This window comes from Peribacillus sp. FSL M8-0224 (assembly GCF_038003055.1).
GTDB lineage: Bacteria > Bacillota > Bacilli > Bacillales > DSM-1321 > Peribacillus > Peribacillus frigoritolerans.
Window position 1 is genome coordinate 3947548 of the sequence record NZ_JBBOOJ010000001.1, and the last position, 20689, is coordinate 3968236.

The 20689-nt window shown below is 39.2% G+C and carries 22 protein-coding genes; 7 read left to right on the forward strand and 15 right to left on the reverse strand.

Annotated features, from left to right (window positions below; genetic code table 11):
• Positions 1-62: 62 nt before the first annotated feature.
• Positions 63-968 carry an ABC transporter ATP-binding protein gene (locus tag MKX49_RS19000; protein ID WP_336865526.1) on the reverse strand — a complete coding sequence of 302 codons (906 nt, stop codon included), beginning with the start codon at positions 966-968 and terminating at the stop codon, positions 63-65.
• Positions 968-1657: an ABC transporter permease subunit gene (locus MKX49_RS19005; RefSeq protein ID WP_034309620.1), complete on the reverse strand. Its 690-nt coding sequence runs from the start codon at positions 1655-1657 to the stop codon at positions 968-970. The genes MKX49_RS19000 and MKX49_RS19005 overlap by 1 nt, the downstream gene beginning before the upstream one ends.
• Before the next feature lie 157 nt (positions 1658-1814).
• On the opposite strand from MKX49_RS19005, the gene MKX49_RS19010 reads away from it, so the two are divergent.
• Both MKX49_RS19010 and MKX49_RS19015 read left to right on the forward strand, forming a co-directional pair.
• Complete coding sequence (locus tag MKX49_RS19010; protein WP_340877340.1) at positions 1815-2531, forward strand: response regulator transcription factor; 717 nt, start codon at positions 1815-1817, stop codon at positions 2529-2531.
• A complete protein-coding gene (locus tag MKX49_RS19015) occupies positions 2518-4242 on the forward strand; it encodes a sensor histidine kinase (RefSeq protein ID WP_340877341.1) in 1725 nt (574 codons plus the stop codon). The genes MKX49_RS19010 and MKX49_RS19015 overlap by 14 nt, the downstream gene beginning before the upstream one ends.
• 190 nt (positions 4243-4432) lie before the next feature.
• On the opposite strand, the gene MKX49_RS19020 is transcribed toward MKX49_RS19015, so the two are convergent.
• Positions 4433-4615, reverse strand: coding sequence for a hypothetical protein (locus MKX49_RS19020; RefSeq protein ID WP_034309625.1), 183 nt, complete (start codon positions 4613-4615; stop codon positions 4433-4435).
• Positions 4616-4795: 180 nt separating this feature from the next.
• Between MKX49_RS19020 and MKX49_RS19025 the strand changes: the two genes are divergently transcribed.
• Positions 4796-5569 (forward strand): alpha/beta fold hydrolase, encoded by a 774-nt coding sequence (locus MKX49_RS19025; RefSeq protein ID WP_336865521.1) that lies wholly within the window; start codon positions 4796-4798, stop codon positions 5567-5569.
• Positions 5570-5633: 64 nt separating this feature from the next.
• Entirely contained in the window at positions 5634-6284 is a 651-nt protein-coding gene (locus tag MKX49_RS19030) for a DUF2238 domain-containing protein (protein WP_340877343.1), read from the forward strand.
• Between the two features lie 24 nt (positions 6285-6308).
• On the opposite strand, the gene MKX49_RS19035 is transcribed toward MKX49_RS19030, so the two are convergent.
• From MKX49_RS19035 to MKX49_RS19045, 3 genes are read right to left on the reverse strand one after another with little or no spacing between them, the layout of a single operon-like run.
• Positions 6309-6458, reverse strand: a complete 150-nt coding sequence (locus MKX49_RS19035) for an FbpB family small basic protein (RefSeq protein WP_095679135.1) — start codon at positions 6456-6458, stop codon at positions 6309-6311.
• Positions 6451-6618, reverse strand: a complete 168-nt coding sequence (locus tag MKX49_RS19040; protein ID WP_340877345.1) for a Fur-regulated basic protein FbpA — start codon at positions 6616-6618, stop codon at positions 6451-6453. Before MKX49_RS19040 ends, MKX49_RS19035 begins: the two co-directional genes overlap by 8 nt.
• Positions 6539-7150, reverse strand: a complete 612-nt coding sequence (locus MKX49_RS19045; protein ID WP_340877346.1) for a flavodoxin domain-containing protein — start codon at positions 7148-7150, stop codon at positions 6539-6541. Before MKX49_RS19045 ends, MKX49_RS19040 begins: the two co-directional genes overlap by 80 nt.
• A 347-nt stretch (positions 7151-7497) precedes the next feature.
• On the opposite strand from MKX49_RS19045, the gene MKX49_RS19050 reads away from it, so the two are divergent.
• Together MKX49_RS19050 and MKX49_RS19055 are read left to right on the forward strand one after the other, a co-directional pair.
• Positions 7498-8061, forward strand: a complete 564-nt coding sequence (locus tag MKX49_RS19050; protein WP_340877347.1) for a hypothetical protein — start codon at positions 7498-7500, stop codon at positions 8059-8061.
• Positions 8062-8084: 23 nt separating this feature from the next.
• Positions 8085-8720, forward strand: coding sequence for a hypothetical protein (locus MKX49_RS19055; RefSeq protein WP_340877348.1), 636 nt, complete (start codon positions 8085-8087; stop codon positions 8718-8720).
• A 151-nt stretch (positions 8721-8871) separates the two neighbouring features.
• Here MKX49_RS19055 and MKX49_RS19060 read toward each other — a convergent pair whose 3' ends face one another.
• From MKX49_RS19060 to MKX49_RS19085, 6 genes are all read right to left on the reverse strand, one after another.
• On the reverse strand, positions 8872-9522 hold the full coding sequence (locus MKX49_RS19060; protein ID WP_340877350.1) for a DsbA family oxidoreductase: 651 nt from the start codon (positions 9520-9522) through the stop codon (positions 8872-8874).
• A gap of 247 nt (positions 9523-9769) precedes the next feature.
• Positions 9770-12805 carry an efflux RND transporter permease subunit gene (locus tag MKX49_RS19065; RefSeq protein ID WP_340877351.1) on the reverse strand — a complete coding sequence of 1012 codons (3036 nt, stop codon included), beginning with the start codon at positions 12803-12805 and terminating at the stop codon, positions 9770-9772.
• A gap of 539 nt (positions 12806-13344) precedes the next feature.
• Complete coding sequence (locus MKX49_RS19070) at positions 13345-14043, reverse strand: polysaccharide deacetylase family protein (protein WP_202316973.1); 699 nt, start codon at positions 14041-14043, stop codon at positions 13345-13347.
• A 101-nt stretch (positions 14044-14144) separates the two neighbouring features.
• On the reverse strand, positions 14145-14591 hold the full coding sequence (locus MKX49_RS19075; RefSeq protein ID WP_063594569.1) for an ASCH domain-containing protein: 447 nt from the start codon (positions 14589-14591) through the stop codon (positions 14145-14147).
• 111 nt (positions 14592-14702) lie between these two features.
• Complete coding sequence (locus MKX49_RS19080) at positions 14703-15023, reverse strand: hypothetical protein (RefSeq protein WP_340877352.1); 321 nt, start codon at positions 15021-15023, stop codon at positions 14703-14705.
• Between the two features lie 120 nt (positions 15024-15143).
• A complete protein-coding gene (locus MKX49_RS19085; RefSeq protein ID WP_340877353.1) occupies positions 15144-15596 on the reverse strand; it encodes a GNAT family N-acetyltransferase in 453 nt (150 codons plus the stop codon).
• Positions 15597-15809: 213 nt separating this feature from the next.
• Between MKX49_RS19085 and MKX49_RS19090 the strand changes: the two genes are divergently transcribed.
• Positions 15810-16355: a hypothetical protein gene (locus MKX49_RS19090; protein WP_340877354.1), complete on the forward strand. Its 546-nt coding sequence runs from the start codon at positions 15810-15812 to the stop codon at positions 16353-16355.
• A gap of 98 nt (positions 16356-16453) precedes the next feature.
• Here the strand turns inward: MKX49_RS19090 and garD are convergent, their stop codons facing one another.
• From garD to kdgD, 3 genes are all read right to left on the reverse strand, one after another.
• On the reverse strand, positions 16454-17989 hold the full coding sequence (gene garD, locus MKX49_RS19095; RefSeq protein WP_340877355.1) for a galactarate dehydratase: 1536 nt from the start codon (positions 17987-17989) through the stop codon (positions 16454-16456).
• Between the two features lie 89 nt (positions 17990-18078).
• A complete protein-coding gene (gene gucD / locus MKX49_RS19100; protein ID WP_340877356.1) occupies positions 18079-19542 on the reverse strand; it encodes an alpha-ketoglutaric semialdehyde dehydrogenase GucD in 1464 nt (487 codons plus the stop codon).
• Positions 19543-19560: 18 nt separating this feature from the next.
• Positions 19561-20493, reverse strand: coding sequence for a 5-dehydro-4-deoxyglucarate dehydratase (gene kdgD, locus MKX49_RS19105; protein WP_323599362.1), 933 nt, complete (start codon positions 20491-20493; stop codon positions 19561-19563).
• Between the last annotated feature and the right edge of the window lie 196 nt (positions 20494-20689).

Below are 20689 nucleotides of genomic sequence, written 5' to 3' on the forward strand. Positions count from 1 at the left end.
TAAATAAAATCACCGCCTGAATTTTTAAATCAATGTGCTTTATAAACTTATATTCATTTAACCTATTCGGCCAAAAAGATTTCTTCTAGTGATGGTTCTTTTACTTTTACACGTAAGACATCAACCTTACACTGATTGAAAGCTCGGATCATATCAGCAATCTTTTTCTCATCATCAATATTGATAGTCATGTAAGGATCTTTCATTTCCAGTTCTGTACCTACTGACTCCAGCCACTGATGTAATTTTACTTGTTCCGATTTCGGTACCGAAGAATGCTTAAGCTTGACCCTTATCGTCGACCTATATAAGTTCCTGAGTTCTTCCATTGTGCCAATATTAACAATCTGACCTTCTTTCATAATCGCTATTCGAGTGCATATTTTCTCTACTTCATAAAGATTGTGGGATGTCATGAAAATGGTCGCACCTTTTTTTTGCAGATCCTTGATCAGCTTTTGAATATGGATTGCGGATTCCGCATCCAAACCTGAAGTTGGTTCATCTAGAAAGATTAGCTCAGGTTCATGGATGATGGCTTGTGCAATTCCAAGCTTCTTTTTCATACCGAATGAAAATTTAGCGGCTTTTTTATGAGCATGAGATTCAAGACCAACTAACTGCAAGACTTCAATACACCTATCTTTTCCTGCAGGATTTCCTGAAAGAGCTGATAAAAACTTCAAATGCTCCACCGCCGTTAACGAGCCATATAATGTCGAGTAATCAGGCATTACCCCAATCCTCTTCTTTACCTGATCATTTGAACCTTTTACACCTAGAAGCGAGTACGTTCCAGAGTTGGGTTGAATAATGCCGGTTAACATATTGATGAAGGTTGATTTACCAGCTCCGTTACGACCTAGAAAACCAAAGATTTCTCCTTTTTCCACGATAAGATCAATTCCTTTTACGATTGGTACCGCTCCATACGATTTCTTTAACTGCGTTGTTTCTATGGCGTTCATCAGCATTCCCTCCTTTTGAAAATCAGATTGGCGATAACGAGCATGATACCTGCTAATATAATAATCACCAAAAAGGTATAGTCTTCCCTAATCAGATAATAATAGGGGGTTATGAATTTTATCCAACTCACCCAAACATTCGACGTAAAGGAAACCCATAATCCAATGATAGGAAAAGCTACCCCAACCATGATTCCAAGGAACATGGTAAATCCAGGCTTAGGAATGAGAACGGAAAGTAAGATTGTTAAGCCTATTTGGTAGGTTAATAAACTCATTGTCTGAGTAAAGATAAAAACATCAATCTTCTGGGAAAAGATGCTGGTAAGCAAGAAGGAGGTCGTTAGGCAAATAAGCCAAAATAGCCAAATACCTAAAAACTTCCCCAGTATAATGGAGGTTCTTGACGTTCTTGTCACTAAAAATCGTATAGTGCGTTCGTGTGTTTCTCTGTTCAGGCTATCGTGTGAAAGGCCCATAACAAATAATTGACCAAAAAATAATATAAGGATCAAAAGACCAACTGTGTGTATATTTTCAGCTTCCCTCGCTGTAAGTTCAATCCCAGACGTTAATAAATCGGAAAACTTGGCCGAATAATAGGAGGTAGCTAATAACATCATTACTATAATGACTGATTTAATTCCTTTAAATAAGCTGATAAATTCTCTTTTTCCAATAATATACATACTAAGTCTCTTCCTTCCTGTTCATCACTTAAGGACTATTATAGATGTTCTTTCTTAAGCTATCAGAAACTCCACCTTAATTTTTCCTTAATTATTAAATAATTGGTAAACGAATGATATGATAATTTATATATCATAATAGAATGGGAGTATCCATATGCAAGAGACACAAATATTAATTGTAGATGATGAAAAAGCAATACTACATATGTTAACAACGATTCTAAAAAGAGAAGAATTCAAAAATATAGATACAGCATCTACTGCTGCGGACGCTTTGACCTTATGTCAAACAAAAAGATATGACTTAATCCTTTTGGATGTTATGCTCCCAGATCGCAGTGGTTTTGAGATTTGTCCGCTCATTAGAGAAACTACCGATGCCCCCATTTTCTTTCTTACGGCACGTTCAACAGATTTGGATAAACTTTCTGGATTTGCATTAGGCGCAGACGATTATATTACAAAACCCTTTAATCCACTTGAAGTTGTCGCAAGGGTAAAAGCACATTTACGGCGTCATTCAGGAAAGATTTCACACACTCCCCAAACGTTTTACCAATACGGACAAATCCAAGTAAACATTCTATCTGGAGAAGTGACCGTGAATGGCAGAAAAGTAGAATTGCCTGCACAAGTTTACCTGCTACTACTATTCTTTTGTAAATATCCCAATCAGCTTTTTAGTAAAAGCCAGCTTTATGAAAAAGTGTGGGGCGAAGAATTTTTAGGTGAGGATAATACCGTTATGGTCCATATTAGTAAACTTCGGGAAAAGATTGAGGACAATCCAAGTAAACCACGTCATCTTATTACTGTAAGAGGACTTGGCTATAAATTTATTTCTGATGGTAGTAAACATGAACATTCATAAACGTTTTATTGTACAGTTTTTTATCCAATTAATTCTTGTTTTCATCATATTTTTCTTTATTCTATTGTCCATTTGGGCGATCATTGGCTTTTCCATCATGAATGACGAGGTTACACAAGACTTATCAAAGGCAGATAGCACTTTCTTTTCTGATAGGATTACGATACAAGGTAAAAAAGTGACATTCGATGACGAATTAAAACAGCTGGCAAAGAATCAGAATGGCTGGCTCCTAGTCCTGACAACAAAAGGCGATGTCATTGGAGCTTACAATACTTCAGAAAATGTACCTTCACATTTTAATGAGAGCGAACTTGCTGGTTTAATGCTACAAAATAGCTCTGACCCTGTGGAATACTTCCATTGGAAATTAGATGAAGCGTATCCGCAGCCCCAGTTACTTATATTCGGTAGAAAAAGTTCTGAGACTAGTCTGTTAAACGAGGTTAAGACAAGTATCGATTGGAAAAATCATCATCTTAATCTTTCCGCTGCTACTCTTAAGCAAATAGATGAGGAAGAAGGTTGGATTCAATTAATCAATTCGACCGGTAAGGTATTGGATGGATATGGTAGCGAAAAGGAAGGGATCTCATACACGAATCAGGACATTCAAACCTTATCAGAGAGTGAACACGATTCAGTTGATGCTTTCTTTGATGCAGAGACAGAACAGACAATAATTGTGGGTATAAACCATTCAGGTTCGACCTCTATAGAAGAAAACTTGTTCAAAAGGATCAGTAAAAGTATTTTAATCATTTTTATAGTGTTATTTCTTCTGTTGTTAACGGGTACTTTCTGGTATGCACGTAAATTCGGGGTTCCTTTGATTACGATGATGAAATGGATTCAAAATCTTGGAAGTGGTTTATATGAACAGCCACTCGATCTTCATCAGCGCCCCATCTTGTTAAATAAAAAAGGAAAGTTAAAAAGGAAATATCGGTTATATAAGGATCTGATTACAACCCTTGAACAGTTAACCGAGACCCTACATCAAAACGAAACCCAACGAAGGAAAATGACTCAAACCAGGGATGAATGGATAAGCGGTCTTTCGCATGATTTAAAAACGCCTCTTGCTTCCATATCAGGTTATGCTCAAATGCTTGAATCTGAAAATTACTCGTGGACAGAAAGAGAGACAAGAGAATTCGCCTTAATCATTGCTGAAAAGTCAGGGTATATGATGGAATTACTTGAAGACCTAACATTAACATACCGTTTAAGAAATCAAGCTCTGCCCATTGTGAAAGAAGAAGTGGATATCATTGAATTCATACGCAGAACCATTATCCATTTCATAAATGATCCGGCTAACAGCTATATGAAATTCGTCTTCCAGCCGAAAAACGAAACAGCTATAGCATCCATCGATACCAAATGGTTTCAACGGATTATTGATAACCTAATTGCGAATGCAATCCATTATAATCCTGCTGGTACTACGATTACAGTATCTATTTCGCCTATTGAGCAGCACCTTCTCATAATTAAGATTGAAGATGACGGCATAGGTATGGACAATGAAACTCTAGATAGGCTCTTCCAGCGCTATTACCGTGGTACCAATACTAGTGATTCCGGGCGTGGAACGGGTCTTGGGATGGCCATAACGAAACAATTGGTTCACCTTCATGGAGGATCCATTAATGTAAAAAGTTCACCCCAAAAAGGCACAACCGTTCGAATCATTCTCCCAGCCTAAATTTGATAAAAAATAGGATAGCCAGAAATTCATAAGGGTGTACATTTGAATCATAGTTAAAATCAGATTGGGTAATGTCATGATTTCGAAATGTTGGCGTACCCCAAATAGAATTACATATGTTGTTCACAGGCAGGAAGAAACACTTGAAAAAAAACAAAATCATCCCCTATAGGGGATGATTTTGTTTTTATTGATTTTCTGGCTGTTGTTGATTCTGCCCTGGCATCCCAGTTCCCATTCCCATCAAGTTAGTGGCTAGCGGCACCATATTTTTCATTTTCCCGCCATTTCCACTCAACATTTGATAAGTGGCTATACCTACTCCTACCGAAGCGACAACTGGTAAAATTTTATCCATGTTTGCTCTCATTTACATCACCTTATTTTATATATTTTTGTTCATTTCCTGAACTATAATATCTTGTTCAAAAAAAACCAAAAAATTCAAGATGTTTGTTACCAAAACAATTAGTAATAAAAACATGTTAAATAGGGAAAATTCTTTCAGGAGGGATATTATGCAAGTACTCTTCAAATGAGGTGAATATTCATGCCAATGTTAGATGTGGACGGTATCAGCTTGCATTATTCTGTTAGGGGAGAAGGGGTTCCTATTGTTTTTATCCATCCTCCTGTACTGACTAGTGTGAATTTCGAATACCAATTGGAGAAATTATCCGAAGAATTCAAAGTTATCACTTTTGATATTAGGGGTCATGGAAGAAGTCAGTATTCAAGACAGCCAGTAACTTATCCCCTGATTATAGAAGATATCAAACATCTGTTGGATCATTTGAAAATTAAAAAAGCAATGATATGCGGATACTCGACCGGCGGCTCCATCGTACTGGAATTCTTGCTGAGTTGTGCCGATAGGGCTCTAGGTGGCATTGTAATAGGTGGAATGTCTGAAGTGAGGGATACATCTTTAAAGCAAAAGATTTCTTTAGGCATATCACTTGCCCAGAAAGACGCAGTTCCCATTCTTGCGCTTTCCATCTCATGGAGCAATTCAAATACCATTAAGCTGTTCAACAAAATGTTTAATGAAGCCCTAAAAGGAGATGCCCGAAATATCGAACAGTATTACCATTATAGTTTGCATTATAACTGTACCCATCAGCTTGAGAAAATCAATCTTCCCACTTTACTGATCTATGGTGAAAAAGATAAACCAATGTATCGCTATGCCCATTTATTGCATGAAAAATTGCCCTATACGGAATTAAGATTCATTGATCATGTAAAGCATCAAATCCCTACAAAAGCGGCTAATCATTTAAATGAAAGTATTAAGCATTTTATCCATTCACAATCTGATTGATTTTTCCGATTGTGAATTTCAATCTTTTGCTATGTACATATCATAAATTTATGGAGTGAAAAAATTGGGAAGAGATAAAAGTAGACTGATTCATTTATTATTTCTATTGCTAGTCACTGCAGTGTTTATTTGGTCAGTGATTAAGCCTGAAGGATACTTGATATGGACAATGGAAGTCCTTCCTGCCGTAGTGTTTCTGATTTATGTAATGGCCACATATAATAAATTCCGCCTTACTACATTATCCTATTTCGTTATTGCCGTTCTTTCAATTACCATGTTCATCGGTGCCCATTATACGTACACAAAAGTTCCTCTATTTAATTGGATAAAAGATCATTACGATCTAAACCGGAACCACTATGACCGGTTCGGGCATTTCATAAAAGGTTTACTTGCAATTGTGATTAGGGAAATAGTAATCCGTAAAACCCCCCTAACAAAAGGACCGTGGTTATTTGCTGTCACAGTAAGTTTTGCGCTTGCCATTGGAGCACTCTATGAAATCATCGAATGGATAGCTGCCATCATTTCAAAAGGCAGAAAAGCTTCAAAGGACTTTTTAGGAACACAAAGTGATATTTGGGACGCCCAATGGGATATGGCGTTAACATTAATCGGCTCTATCCTTGTATTGTTTACCTTGTCCAAACTTCATGACAAGCTGTTGCGAAAAGTGAAAAATCAAGGTGAAAAAACCGAAATCAAAAAATAGATTTCGGTTTTATTTATTGACCAATCATGATTGTACTTGCTTACTGCCCTTTTTTTCATTGATGGCTTTTTGATCGATTTTTGTATAGATGCGTTCCACTTCGATTTTGTCATGCAACAGAAGCTCGCGGTTTTCTTTTAGCAGTTGAGTATAAGATTTCCTTCTCCTAGACATTTTTTGATTCACCTCTCAAGTGATTGAATTCCTTCTGTAAAACTACGATCGGAAGCTCGTATAGTTGTTTATTATATTTTTTAAAAATCCCGAATTTCAGAAGTTCTTGTATAAGTTCTTCTTTTTTTGCTTCTCCCTTTGCACTTAATTGGGTAATCATCAAGGACCCTCCTTAACAAAAATACAGACTTTTGGTATTTGGGGCTGCCTAGCAACCGATCCCACATGAAGAATCTCCACTTTTTCCTATTGCTTCCCCATATAAGGGCATGCTCTGCAAAGTCTTCGCATTTCCTCAGTTGTTCGTATGTACTGCTTTCATGGTGTAATTTCAATACTCGATCATATACATCAAATCCAAATCGCTTCATTTTATCGGAAAGGATATCTAACGCGGCGCAGGGTTTCGAATGGGTCAGGTCGCCGGCACCAAAGAGTGCAACTTTCACTCCAGCAAAGTCCACTTGGTCAATTTCTTCATAAAACTCGTTTGCTTCATACGGTACATCTTCAAGATTCCATGTATATAAACCAATAAAGGCCAAATCAAAATCCTTTAAAGCATCAACTTCAACAGTGTCCAATCTTTCCATATATACTTCACAGCCGACAGCCTTCATTCTATTCTTTATGTTTATAGCCATTTTCTCGGTATTACCGGATAAACTGACATAACCAATGAATACCTTCATCTATATCACCTTCCTAATTGAGAATTGATTTCATTACACACTCCACTATAAATGAAAATGATTCTCATTGTCAATTATTTACCTCCGCTAATTATATTAAGCAGTCCTTCTTCATCTTAAAAATAATATAAATGTCCTAAAAATTAAGTGAAAAAACCAAAATATCTAGGTAAAACAACCTATGTTTTCACAAAAAAACATGATACACTATGTAATAATTTAACTATATAGGTATATATAACAAAACAAAATAACACCTTCCGATGATTATATCTGCCTTTTAGTTTTTGTAATAAATCCATAAATATATGATTTTATTATGGAAAATAATTATTTAGGGGGTTATTATGATGAGAAAAGTGCTTTTTCTATTTTTATTTTCAGTACTTTTGTTCACTAGTTTTCCTAATCAATCAAAAGCAGAAGAAACAGGTCCATCTAAAGAATTAACAGAAGTAATAATACAAGAGGCAGAGCCAACAATAGACCTGGATTCACTACCAAATCTTGCAAACACTGATTATTCACCAAATAGCCTTTCTAATGGAAATGAATCAGTTATCACTCCATACGGACTTTCTTTCGCGCGCGGAACGGTTGGCTGTTATGTCATAAGTAAATCTGCCTATTGCCCTTGGACAATACAAGTTGGTGGAGATGTAATAGCTTATAGCAATGTAAAAGTTACAATACAAAAACATCACGGATTCCTTAAAGGCGGTTGGAAAAATTATAAAACTCACAATTTCAGCTATCCTATAAACCGACCAACTTCCACAATTAGAAATGAATCATCTGACCGATTGTCTGCTGGAAAATACCGTGCAAAACTTGGTGGAACGTTCAGGACAGTAAAAAATGGTACTTATTCAGCCATTGCAAATGGTTATAGTTATTTTGAGGTTAAATAAAAAACATACTAGGTGGGCTACTAATGGAATGGTTGAAACCTTCTGAAGCTAATAATCAGTTCGAAAACAATACAGACAGTTTTTCAGATTTCAAGATCAGGGAATTTACCCCTAATTCAAATTTCGAAAAAAAATATTCACTATTAACTCAATTCTTTTTACTGTTGGGTTGCCAAGATGAAAATAGTGTTACTTCGTTATTTGTCGATAGAATTGATAATCAAGTCATCGAAGAAATTATTATGCATTTTGACAACACCAAGATTTTATTAGAAAACGAAGTACCATCAGAAATAATATTAAATAAGCCGAATCAAGAATCTCTCTCCTTGATAAGGTCGAGTCACATAAATCCAATAATAAAAAATCTATATGGGACAATTAGCAAATCACAATATGAATGGAAACCACAAAAATCATACAAGATAATACCTGAATTTATAAAGAAATACGAAGATATGGAGTTCGATAAGGTGTTAGCTTATTTAAAAAACACATCAAAGGGGCCAATAATCTCGCTCTCCTTATACAATTGGACTTTAAAAGATTGTTTAAAAGATACTTTTGCCATTAGATATTTCACTCATAAGTGTAAAAATGCTTATATATGGGTTGATGATTCTAATATTATTACTACAATTCAACTAGAATTACATTAAAATACCCCTTTTATATTAAACAGTAAAAGAACAGGTTTTATTGTTTGATAAAAGGGTTTTTTCTGTAAGTATTCTAATCATGCCCTATTTTAAGTAGCTTGAAATGACCTTACTGTTGTAAATTCTCATTTCCCTGACAGTAAAAACGTTATTAGCAATTCCCCATACCATCACATTGCAAGCCATCAAATTCATTCTGTTTATTTTTTGCTTCTTCCTTCTCAATGACTTGCGCTAACCTTTCTTTGTTGGCTAGTCCTTGAATGACTTCATCACCAATAATAAACGTCGGGACAGCCCTGATATCTGCTTCTTCATAAGCATGTTTGAGTGCTTGCTGGTGCACTTCCCGATACTTTCGTGACACTAACGCTTCTCTAAAGGCATCTATAGGAAGCTCAACTTCACCCGCTAATTTTGTCAACACTTCTATATCTTCAATATTTTGTTCCTCTTGAAAAAACGCAGTAAATACTCTGTTGTGGAATTCGTTCCCTTTTCCGTGCTCCTTTGCAAAATGGCAGCCTTCGAATGCCAAATGTGTATATGGATGCGGGGAGACACGGGGTAAACGCATATCAACCCCTAGCTTTTTCGCAGCAGGAAGAATGTAAGAATCCCATGAATTCAACTTATCGGGTTCCTTCCATGGATCAATTTTCGTATATGGACTAGGACGCAATTCAAATGGCATCCATTCCACTTCTACATCCTTTTCCTTCACGATTTCGTCCAAAGGCCCTTTACCTAAAAAACAAAATGGACAAATAAAATCAGAATACGCTTTAATTTTCACTGTCATAATATATTCCCTCACTTTTCAATATCAACTAAACTTGTAACCAAAATAGTTACAACACCGAGCAAAAAAAATCAATATAAGAACATGGCATTCAGTAACTGTACAGTCGATTGCTTCCTGGGATTGTTCATCGCCCGTTGTAATCATTTTAGTTACAGGTTAGAGGGAAGTCAACCATTATTTTAAAGAAAAAAAGTTTGTAAAGAAAATGTTGCTTTTCTCTACAAACTTTTTTATTAAAACTTCCTTACATCTCGATTTGTTCGTTAACGGGTTCTCTCTTTTTCCTTCTCTGTTTTTTCGATTTTTTATAGTACAGCAATTCGTATATACATGGAATGACGATCAGTGTGAGCAGTGTGGAAACAGCTAGCCCTCCAATGACAACGATCGCCAAGCTTTGTGAAACCAAGCTTCCTGTTTCCGCCTTTTTATATAAAAGCGGCAGCATGGCACAAATCGTTGCTACAGCCGTCATTATGATTGGACGGAATCTTGTGGCTGTCGCTTCGACGATCGCATCACGGATGATCATTTTTTCTTCGTTTTGTTTGACTCGATCCAGAAGCACAATCGCGTTTGTCACAACAATTCCTATTAACATGAGAGCACCCAGCAGTGCTGTAATATCCACTGGAATTCGACTGATAACCAATCCTAATACCGCTCCAATGGCAGCGAATGGCAAGGAAAATAGAATGGCAATCGGTGCTTTGATCGATTTAAAGGTTATAACCATGATTAAAAAGACAATGCCGATCGATATTAACATCGTAAGGAATAAATCGGAAAAATCATCTGTCTGCTGAGCACTGGCTCCGCCGACTAAAATCTCTACATCATCCGGAATATCAAGGCCTTTGTTCTCTTTATCTCCAAATACCTCAAGATTTATTTTGCTTGCAATATCGGAAAGCTTAGCCGGATCGACCGTTGCCGTTAATTGGAGATATGTTTCTCCATCTTTATGGAACTGCGTTGTTGCGCTCTCTTCGCTCTTTAAAGAAGCAACTTTTGACACTGGGGCTAGCCCCCCGTCTGTCATGATCGGAATGCTTTTTAAATCCTCCGGTTTTTTAGGATCCAAGATTGGTTCAAGGACAACAGGTGTTTGCTTATCCTGTAAAGTTATATGGCCGATAGGGGTTTTATTAAGCATGATACCCAATTGTTGACCTATTTGTTCTGTATTGCCTTTAGCTGGATCTACCGTGAATGAATAAATGGTTTTCTTTTCATCCTGGTTCGTTGTAATTTCTTCGATTCCTTTAATATCCTGAATTCTTTCTTTGACATTATTGGCCGTCCGTTCCAAATCTTCAACATTACTGCCGATCACATCTATCGTAATGTTCGTCTTTGATGCTCCCATCATAAAGGAAGAGGCTTGGGCCGTAAGCTTCGCATCAGGATAGTTTTCTTGTTCCTTTTCCATTTTTTTCAGGATTGCATCTACATTTGCTTTATCCTTTACCAGGATGCCGAAAATCGCTTCTGTAGGTGATGCGACTTCGCCATATTGTGCTGTCTCGGGCGAGTTTCCTAATTGCATGAAAATATTATCCACTTCACTCATACCCTGCATCGTTTCTTCGAGTTCAATCGCTTTTTCCTTTACTTTCTCATAGGGCTGATCATTTGGATAAGTTAATGTCACGGAGACATAGTCTGCTGAAGAATTATCAATCGCCCCTTTTGGCATGGCAAAATATGTACCAATGGAACCGACAAACAACAGCATCGCAACAATCAGGACAACCCATTTATGGTTTAGTGACCAAGTAACCAGCTTCGTAAAACGCTTGGCCGGTCGATGTTTTGGCAGCTCCGTCCTTTTCAGCAATCCTGCGCTCATTAACGGAACAACCGTCAATGCCACAATTAATGAAGCCAGCAAAGAATAAGTGACAGTCAAAGCGAAAGGAAGAAGAAACTCCTGAAGCCCTCCATTCAATAAAGCAACCGGCAAGAAAACGGCCACAGTCGTAAGGGTTGAAGCTGTGATTGCCACTCCCACTTCTTTCGTTGCATCCATCACCAATTCGACTGAAATCTTCTCCTGCTGCATTTTCCGGAAAATGTTTTCAATAACGACAATACTATCGTCCACCAAGCGCCCGATCGCTACAGCGACACCGCCCAACGTCAAAATATTCAGCGTCACTCCCGACAATGACAGTAAAAATAACGTAAAGCCAAGAGATAGCGGTATGGATACGATTGTAATGAATGTAGATCGTACATTCCGTAAAAAGACCATGATTACAATCGTAGCGAATAGCGCACCTAACAGAACTTCTTTTACCATCGTCTGAACGGACGTCTCCACCATATCAGCTGTAGATAAATAAATGGTCGATTTCTGGTCACTATACTTTTCATTAATTTCTTTTGCTACTTTTTCAACCTCTTTACTGATTGTGACAGCATTTGATTGACTGTCCTTGATAATGCTTAAATCAATGCTTTCCTTTCCATTAAAACGACTGATGAGGTTGCCATCATTCGCTTCTTCAACTTTTGCTATCTCTCCAAGTGCGACATTCGGAGTGACCTTCAGCGCTTCTAATTTTTCAATACTTGTTAAATCACCAATCACCTTGATGTTACTTGCCTTCCCATCAATCACTTTTTCGCCTACGGCCAGAGCTGCATTCTGACCGTTAAGGACGCTCATGACATCTTGAATGGAGACTTTCTTTTTAGCCAATTCTTCATTATCCACTTTGACTGAAAGAATGGATTGCGAAACCCCAAATGTCTGTACATCCGAAACCCCTTTAATATCTTTATACAAAGGCTCTAATTCTTTCTTGGCAAAGTCTATATTTTCAGCTGTTAACCCATCCTTAAAAGTAACTGATACAAATGAAATGGGAATCATTGATGTATTTAACTGTGTAACAGTAGGCTTTGCCATGCTTTGCGGCAATGCTACACTGCCTAATGCTTCCTGAACATCCAGTTTCGCTTGTTTCATATCCGATCCGGCTTCAAAGAATAGATCTACTTTAGAAAAACCATCTCCAGTAGTGGAGTATATGGAACTCTTTCCTTTAACGCCCGTTACTGCCCTTTCAATCGGATCTGTAACTTGTGCTTCCATCGTTTTCGAATCGGTGCCCTGCCCCATTGTGATAATCGTAACTTGTGGATTATCAGCAGATGGTAAAAATTCCATCGGCAGTTTAAAATAACTGACAACTCCTATCATCAAAATAAATATGGTTACCAATGAAACGGCAGCCTTGTTCTTAAACGACCACTTAGTAAAAAACTCCACGCACTAATCACCCCTGAATAAAATTTAGAAGAAAATAATTCCATTTCAAATCTTACCATATATTACTAATGTTGGAGTGTTAATTTTTTATTGATTTTTATATTTTTTTATGTCTCTTGATTCAAAGAAACAAAAAAAAGGCTGCGCAGCAGCCTCGAAGAAACAGACTCGATTATTTATACCCTCTGATAAAAAGCATAACGATAGCCAAAACCATTACCCCAATAAGTAATAACGGGCCGATGCCCGAGCTATACACGAAGTATACCGTGATGTGGCGAAAAATGAGCACCACAAGAAATAGGAATAACAGGAAACACAAAATCATGATCAGAGCGGTGTTTTTATTCCGATACAAGTAACCAGCCCCATTTTAAAAGCTTTATTTCCACTAAGGAAAAATTCATGCGAATCCAAGCCCTAACAACAACCTTCCGTTAAGAAACAATATGCAGCCCAGGTTTTGTACTATTCTTTATATCAAATAAAAAAGGGCTGCCGCAGCAACCCGATTCTTCGAAAATCGTCTGGACCAAAAACTACATTTCCTGAAGTTCATTGACCGTCACAAACGTATACCCTTCGTTCGTTAACTCTCGTAAGATCCCTTCAATCGCTTGAAGCTCTTTACCCGTATCATCATACATCGGATGCATCAGGATGATCGAACCTGGTTTTATATTTTCCTTCACATACTTCACTTTGTCAGAAGCGGTAGTGTAATAGCTATCTGGTTCCAGATCCCAGGTAATGGTCTCTCTATCATTTTTATTTAAATAATAAGGCAAACCTATGATTTTTTTCCCGTTTGGAGGCCGGACATCAATTTCACCCTTATATCCGGCGTTCTGAATCAATTTATCCGTTTTCTCGATTTCCGCCTTGATATAAGAAGGCGATTTAAACACCATCCGCCTGTGGGAATACGTATGATTTCCAATCTGATGTCCCGCTTCCGCTATTTTCCCAGCTTCCTCCGGGTACTTTTCGATTTCATTTCCGATCAGGAAGAACGTAGCTTTCACATCATATTTATCCAACAACGGCAGGATCTCATTTACATTCTTCGATGGGCCATCATCAAAAGTCAAAGCGACCACTTTTTCATTCGTCTCGACATTATCCGTTAATCCACCGAACACCTGATAGGTTCTCGAATTCATTAATTTATACGTACCAAGCAACAGCAGGAAAACAACCAGGATTCCCAATCCAATGAATATCAGTTTCTTTTTCATGCAAATACCTATCTTTCTATAAGTTTTTTAATTCAATGACCTATTATAGCAAATCACTGAACAAAAACACTTATTGCTCTCTCCGACCGATCCGTCCACACTCACTTTACATGTATCAATTCAAAACGCTCACACACCAGCAGCATATCTTCTTTAAAGGTGTGGCCGATTTTGTCCAGTTCTTCTTTAAAAAATTTCTCATGAGCATCCCACCAGTATGTATAGGTTCGATCTCCTTCCCCTTCTGCAATCGCAAACTCTTCACTCACTTCGTTCATGGGCAATACTTCGACTTTCACTGTTTGTATGATGGCTAAGGGCAAATCCTCACTGCTTAAGATAATGCTGTAATCACCCACGGATGGTAATGGTTCATTTTCCTCTCCGTAAAAAACATACCCAGAGCATGTAGCCGTTTTTATCCCATCCATCACTAACTGAGCCAAATCATCGGGATCGGCCCCGAATTGCCATGCACTGACTGACTGGGGTTTATCTTCTTTCCCTTGCCAATATTCATTCCAATATAATTCCGCTTTGACATTCATTCTATGATTCTCCATTCTGTTTTTCAGCTCCGCTGAGCATCACGAAAGGTTCAATTGGTTCAACTCCAACCAATCTTCAAGCAAAACTCAGTAACTCTACCAATGCAACTGCTAATTTGATCTGCGTGGCCATTCTATTTCACCAGTTAACAACAAAGTGATGATGATTACCCAAAATATAAAGAATGATGAAGAGAAAACCAATGATATGATGGAAATCATTTTTTTCTCCGTTTTCTTCAAAATTCCTATGACAGAGAGGACGATGCCGGCAATCGTAAGGAAAAATGTGATATAACCACCAGTCATGCTCCCGAAATTGGCCATTCTGATAGGCGTAATAAAAACAGTAAAAAAGCAAATGATTCCAATGATGAATGAAGTAAAACTAATTACACCGTACCTCTTCTGAATACATGCTTCGTTTTCCATCTAGCTCACCCTTTCATCAGTTTTTAACATCTATACATCTATTACTATCTCACCAATGATTTTAACATATAATTCCAGCCGGATTGTCGTGCACAAAAAAAGGGGACAAAAGACCGTGAATTAAAGCTTCATTTTCATGCCTTCATGAGTGGCTTTGAATCCTAACCGTTCATAAAATCGCAGCGCTTCTTCCCGCTGTTTATCGGTCGTGAGCTGAATGATATGGCAGCCCCGCTTCTTTGCACGGTCAATCGCATATTGAATCAACTTGCTGCCAATGCCTTTCCCCCGTTCTGCAGATGCCGTCCGAACCCCTTCGATCGTAGCCCTCCAGCCGCCTTGATGGGTAATATGAGGCGTGAATGTGATTTGCTGCACCCCAATGATTTCCTCACCAAGACATGCAACGATCAATTCATTATTTTCATCTGCAGCTATGGATTCAAATGCTTTTAGATAGCTGTCAGGAAGCGGATTTTCATACCGCTCCCTCTCCCTCCCCAATACATCATCCGCAAGCATCCGTACGATTTCACTTAAGTCTTCTGCCGTCGCATTCCTGAATGTGACCATGCGATCCCTCCTCATATTTACTTCAGTATCACCCTGATGTAAATCATTCCTTCATTAATAACTTCTGCCAATAGTACGGCGGTCCTCTTTTCTGGAGGAAAAATAATAGCATTGATTCAACCAAAATCCTTTTCTTGTAAATTCCAAGAATATTTATGGTAGAGTAAGATTGGACTGGGGTGATATTAACCGTTGAAAATAAGAATGAATGGAATGAAACGTACAATATGTATATTTTTCATTTCAACAGCAGCAGTTTATGCGCTTCTTAGGCTTGTTATGATAGTCCTTTCATTTATTGGATTTGTTTTAGTGTCTCCATCCGATGGGAAGGAATTTATATTTGGTACGATTCTACCCGACTTCCTTTTTCTATTTATCTTTTGGTTTTTCTCATACATATACTTCACTAACAAAACGGTAACAACCATTATAGCCAATGTTATATTTGTGCTATTAGTACTTACTATTATCCCTCGGTTACTTTTAGGTCATGAATACTATGTAATTGAGGGAGAAGGGGGAAAGGGTGATTATGTAATCCGATTCGAATCGTATAAGATCGCTGGCGAGGCATATGACGGATACACTTTTTATACGTATAAAGAAGTATCACCCTTCGTTTATCAGCCTCGGGATGTTTATACCTATACAAATAACCTAAACAGCGATGTCCTCAGTGACCTGTACAGGAAAAGGTATACAGTGATAGATGGTAATGTCCTTATTTTAGGGGACTTCAAAATTCACTTAAAATAGAAGGATTTTGAAGTCTTTTTACTTTTCAATCAACCCATAAAAATTGGATCAACAAAAAAGGACCCCCTATAAAAGGAAGTCCGTCAAGTGAATCATTATTAGGTAATTGGCGCAGGATTGAACAGTGCCAAATCATTATGCAGGCCCCAATGCTCTGCCCAGGTTTTCTTTTTACCGCTGGCCACTTCCAGAATAAGGTGAAATATTTCCCACCCGACTTCCTCTATGGTTGCTTCACCAGTAGCGATAGTTCCAGCATTTATATCGATCAGATCTTTCCATTGCTCGGTCAATGTATTTCGTGTAGATACTTTGATGACGGAAGCCATTGCCAGATTATAAGGTGTGCCTCTTCCAGTTGAAAAAACTTGAAGGTGCATGCCGGAAGCAAGCTGCAGTGTTCCGCAAACAAAGTCACTAGCTGGTGTAGCGGCAAAAATCAGCCCTTTTTCCGTTGCTTTTTCACCTGGAGCCAAAACGCCTGAAATGGGGCTGCCTCCGGATTTGGCAATGGAGCCTAATGATTTTTCCACTACATTGGCCAACCCGCCCTTTTTGTTTCCAGGCGACGGATTGGCACTTCGATCGGCATCACCCAATGCAAGATAGTTATCATACCAATCCATTTCCTTTATTAAAGCTCTCCCCACTTCTTCATTCACTGCACGAGGCGTTAATAGATGAATCGCATCCCGTACTTCTGTTACTTCAGAGAATAGAACGGTTGCCCCTGCCCTGACTAACAGATCTGTAGCATATCCTACGGCAGGGTTAGCTGTGACACCAGAGAACGCATCACTTCCTCCGCACTGGGTGCCGATGACTAATTCGGAAACCGGAAATGTCTCCCGCTGCCGGCGGTTCAACTTGATTAAACGTTCCTCGGCCATTTCCATAATGGATTGGACCATTCCCGCAAATCCCTGCTGGTCCTGAAGTGAAATGATATCTGAATCGTCCCCGCTTGGATTTATTCTCATTGGAGACAGTTTTTCACACCCCAGTCCAACTACCAAGGCTTCCCCGCCGAAATTCGGGTGTTTCGCAAGGTTCTGTATCGTGCGAATGGGAATGACCGCTTCCGGTGCATTGATAGCGACTCCGCACCCATAGTTGTGATTTATGGCGAAAACATCATCAACATTGGGATACTTCGGGAGTAGCTCTTTTTTTATCCGGTTCACGACGAAATCCAGCACGCCCACTACGCATTGGACGCTTGTTGTAATGCCCAATATATTCTTGGTTCCAACACTGCCATCTTCATTGCGGAACCCTTGGAATGTATACCCTTCAAGCGGGGGTAAAGTTTTCGGAATATCATTTGCTACCGGCAATTCCTTTAAATCCGGAGAAGACGGAAGTATCACCAGTGATTCGTCAATCCAACAGCCCTTACTGATTGATTTAGCAGCATAACCGATAACTTCCCCATAGCGTACGATGGCTTCATTCTCGACTATGTCCATTAAAGCCACTTTGTGGCCTTGTGGCACTCTTTCTTTCAATTCAAGCCCACAAGGGAATACGGTTCCTTGATCCAGGCCTCCCGTATTAACCACGATGGCGACATTGTCGATCCCATTCACCTTAATATAAAGCGGTACCTCCGTCAGTTGCGTTTTCGTATCCACTTCACCACTCCTTCATTCTAAAAAAGCAAACAGACATCACTAAACATACACGTGCCGGTAATTTTCAGTTAAAATACTGTTTTTTCCCCTTATTTGACAAACACCGTTTTAATGGAAGTAAAAAACTCTTTTGCGGCTTCTCCTTGTTCCCTGGAGTGGGAGCTGGAGTTTTTCATGCCGCCAAATGGCGCCTGTAATTCAACGCCTGCGCTCTCGGCGTTGACCCTGATCAATCCCGCTTCCATATCATTAACAAATGAAAGCAGATGTTTGATATTGGCTGTGAAAATTGAAGCACTAAGGCCATATTCCACGCTGTTCGCAAGGTGCAGGGCTTCTTCAACTGAATCAGCTTTCAATAAGGCAATCACCGGGCCAAAAATTTCTTCCTGTACAATTGTCATATCTGACGTGCAATTATCAAAAATCGTAGGTTCTACATAAAAGCCATTCGCCTGAGGGCCTTCTTCAGCACGCTTCCCGCCAATTAGAAGTGCAGCACCTTCTTCCACTCCTTTTTCGATATAGGAAAGAACCGTATTCAATTGACTTTCGCTGGCACATGGTCCCATCCATGTCCCGCTGTCCAATCCATCCCCGATGGAAATGCCTTTCGTTTCTTTCACCAGCAGCTGCTTGAACTCTTCATAAACTTCAGCTACAACGATGACACGGCTTGTCGCGGTACATTTTTGCCCCGTTGAACGGAACGCACCTGTGATGACTGCTTCTACAGCCAAGTTAAGATCCGCATCCGCTGCAACGATCACCGGGTTTTTCCCGCCCATTTCAAGCTGGTATTTCGCTCCGCGCGCTAACGCCGCTTGTCCAATCCTTTTTCCGACTCCGTTTGAGCCGGTAAAGGTAATCCCGTTTATATCTTCGTGATCGGCGATGCCCTGCCCTATGACACTGCCCGGCCCTGTAACCATATTGACAACACCCGCCGGGAAACCGGCTTCTTCAAAACACTCCATGATTTTCGCACAGGTGATGGCCGTCTCGGTGGCTGGCTTCACCACAATCGTATTCCCATATACGAGGGCAGGAGCCATCTTCCAGATTGGGATGGCGATCGGGAAATTCCAAGGTGTAATGACACCGACTACACCAAGCGGAACGCGCGTCGTGAACATAAGCGCTGAACTGTCGGTGGATGGAATGACATCCCCCACCTTACGCATTCCTTCTCCTGCATAGTATTTCAGGATCGCAATACCGCGTGCCGTTTCCCCTTTTGTTTCAGCAAATGTCTTGCCCATTTCCCGTGTTGCACATTCTGCGATTTCATCAATCCGCTTTTCAAGAATTTGCGCTGCTTTATATAGATACTCCCCGCGCTCTGAACCAGCTAGTTTGCGCCATTTACCTTTCGCCTTTTTCGCTGCTTCCACTGCCAGGTTCAAGTCTTCCTTGGTGGATTTTTGTACATAACCGACAATTGCCTGTTTATCTGCCGGGTTTAAACTTTTTTCAACTTCATTTGAAATGGAAGCAACCCATTCACCATTAATATAGTTAAGATACGTTTTTGTTTGAACTGTAGTAATCATATATAATCCCCACCCTTATTAGATTGATTGAATTGGTGTTTCTTTTGGAAAACGATCTAAAGCATTCTCTAATATCGTTTGCATTTCTGCATAATGTTCTTTTTCCACCGGAAGAATCGGTAATCTGACTGTTTGCCCAACCGGCATTCCCATAATCTCCATACCTGCTTTAATGAGAGAAACGGCATACCCTTTTCGCTGACGGCGAATGTTGTTGATCGGCATGATGACCTGCTGGTAAATTTCATTGACCGTTTCTTGATCTCCGCTCAAAATGCCATTATAGAACTTTCGTGAGATATGCGGGATGTAATTGGATATCGCCGATGAATAGGAATCAAAGCCAAGTGGAACGTAGGCCGACATGGTAACTTCCGCAAGCGGCATTCCGTTCAGCCAGCCGAAACGTTTTCCGAAGGTTTGTGTAAGGAGTCCATTCAACTCCATATTGCCCAGACCGTCTTTGACGCCGACTACCTGCGGGACCTCAGCAAGCGCTTCCAAAGTTGAAAGTGAAAATGCCACATTATCACGCTGATATACGATGGAATTCAAGTCTGTACTCTCTGCGATGGCTTTGAAATAAGCCGACAGACCTGCCTGTTCTCCAGTAACGAGATATGGAGGTAATATTAAATAACCATCTGCCCCTTTTTCCGCAGATATTCTGGCAAGTTCGAGGGAAGTTTGAATATTCCCGCCTACCCCTGTGTATACAGGTACTTTTCCAGCGGTGACGGATACGGCTACCTCGACCATCGCTTCATATTCCTCTTTACTTAATGATGGATATTCCGCTGCTGCACATGCCACGAAAATAGCTTCTAGTCCCTCATCTAATAAAAATTGGATATTTTGGGCGAGTGCTTGTTCATCAAGCTTATTACTCGTTGTGAATGGTGCCACGGGAAATCCGAGAATTCCTTTAGGTGCCTTGCGGATCTTATTCATTTTTTATTCCCCCTTGTGTATTATTGTTTTATTGTAAGACAAATACACCATCTGGTCAATCGTATTTTTTTTATTTTCTGAAAAATGAAGCACTACTTTATCCCTCGATAATTTCGCTTCTAATATATACAAAAAACACGATAATGAAGGAGCTAAAATGAAAAAACTTTTAAGAAAAAAAGCTATTGACAAACAA

Bases quoted from the DNA above. Each gene is read 5' to 3' on its own strand.
- MKX49_RS19070 (WP_202316973.1), bottom strand. From the start codon at position 14,043: ATGAAAAAGAAACTGATATTCATTGGATTGGGAATCCTGGTTGTTTTC.
- MKX49_RS19060 (WP_340877350.1), bottom strand. From the start codon at position 9,522: ATGACAGTGAAAATTAAAGCGTATTCTGATTTTATTTGTCCATTTTGT.
- kdgD (WP_323599362.1), bottom strand. From the start codon at position 20,493: ATGAATAAGATCCGCAAGGCACCTAAAGGAATTCTCGGATTTCCCGTG.
- MKX49_RS19010 (WP_340877340.1), top strand. From the start codon at position 1,815: ATGCAAGAGACACAAATATTAATTGTAGATGATGAAAAAGCAATACTA.
- MKX49_RS19000 (WP_336865526.1), bottom strand. From the start codon at position 968: ATGAACGCCATAGAAACAACGCAGTTAAAGAAATCGTATGGAGCGGTA.
- MKX49_RS19085 (WP_340877353.1), bottom strand. From the start codon at position 15,596: ATGGTCACATTCAGGAATGCGACGGCAGAAGACTTAAGTGAAATCGTA.
- MKX49_RS19015 (WP_340877341.1), top strand. From the start codon at position 2,518: ATGAACATTCATAAACGTTTTATTGTACAGTTTTTTATCCAATTAATT.
- gucD (WP_340877356.1), bottom strand. From the start codon at position 19,542: ATGATTACTACAGTTCAAACAAAAACGTATCTTAACTATATTAATGGT.
- MKX49_RS19040 (WP_340877345.1), bottom strand. From the start codon at position 6,618: ATGATTACCCAATTAAGTGCAAAGGGAGAAGCAAAAAAAGAAGAACTT.
- MKX49_RS19055 (WP_340877348.1), top strand. From the start codon at position 8,085: ATGGAATGGTTGAAACCTTCTGAAGCTAATAATCAGTTCGAAAACAAT.
- MKX49_RS19035 (WP_095679135.1), bottom strand. From the start codon at position 6,458: ATGTCTAGGAGAAGGAAATCTTATACTCAACTGCTAAAAGAAAACCGC.
- MKX49_RS19050 (WP_340877347.1), top strand. From the start codon at position 7,498: ATGATGAGAAAAGTGCTTTTTCTATTTTTATTTTCAGTACTTTTGTTC.
- MKX49_RS19020 (WP_034309625.1), bottom strand. From the start codon at position 4,615: ATGAGAGCAAACATGGATAAAATTTTACCAGTTGTCGCTTCGGTAGGA.
- MKX49_RS19090 (WP_340877354.1), top strand. From the start codon at position 15,810: ATGAAACGTACAATATGTATATTTTTCATTTCAACAGCAGCAGTTTAT.
- MKX49_RS19025 (WP_336865521.1), top strand. From the start codon at position 4,796: ATGCCAATGTTAGATGTGGACGGTATCAGCTTGCATTATTCTGTTAGG.
- MKX49_RS19045 (WP_340877346.1), bottom strand. From the start codon at position 7,150: ATGAAGGTATTCATTGGTTATGTCAGTTTATCCGGTAATACCGAGAAA.
- MKX49_RS19075 (WP_063594569.1), bottom strand. From the start codon at position 14,591: ATGAATGTCAAAGCGGAATTATATTGGAATGAATATTGGCAAGGGAAA.
- MKX49_RS19005 (WP_034309620.1), bottom strand. From the start codon at position 1,657: ATGTATATTATTGGAAAAAGAGAATTTATCAGCTTATTTAAAGGAATT.
- MKX49_RS19080 (WP_340877352.1), bottom strand. From the start codon at position 15,023: ATGGAAAACGAAGCATGTATTCAGAAGAGGTACGGTGTAATTAGTTTT.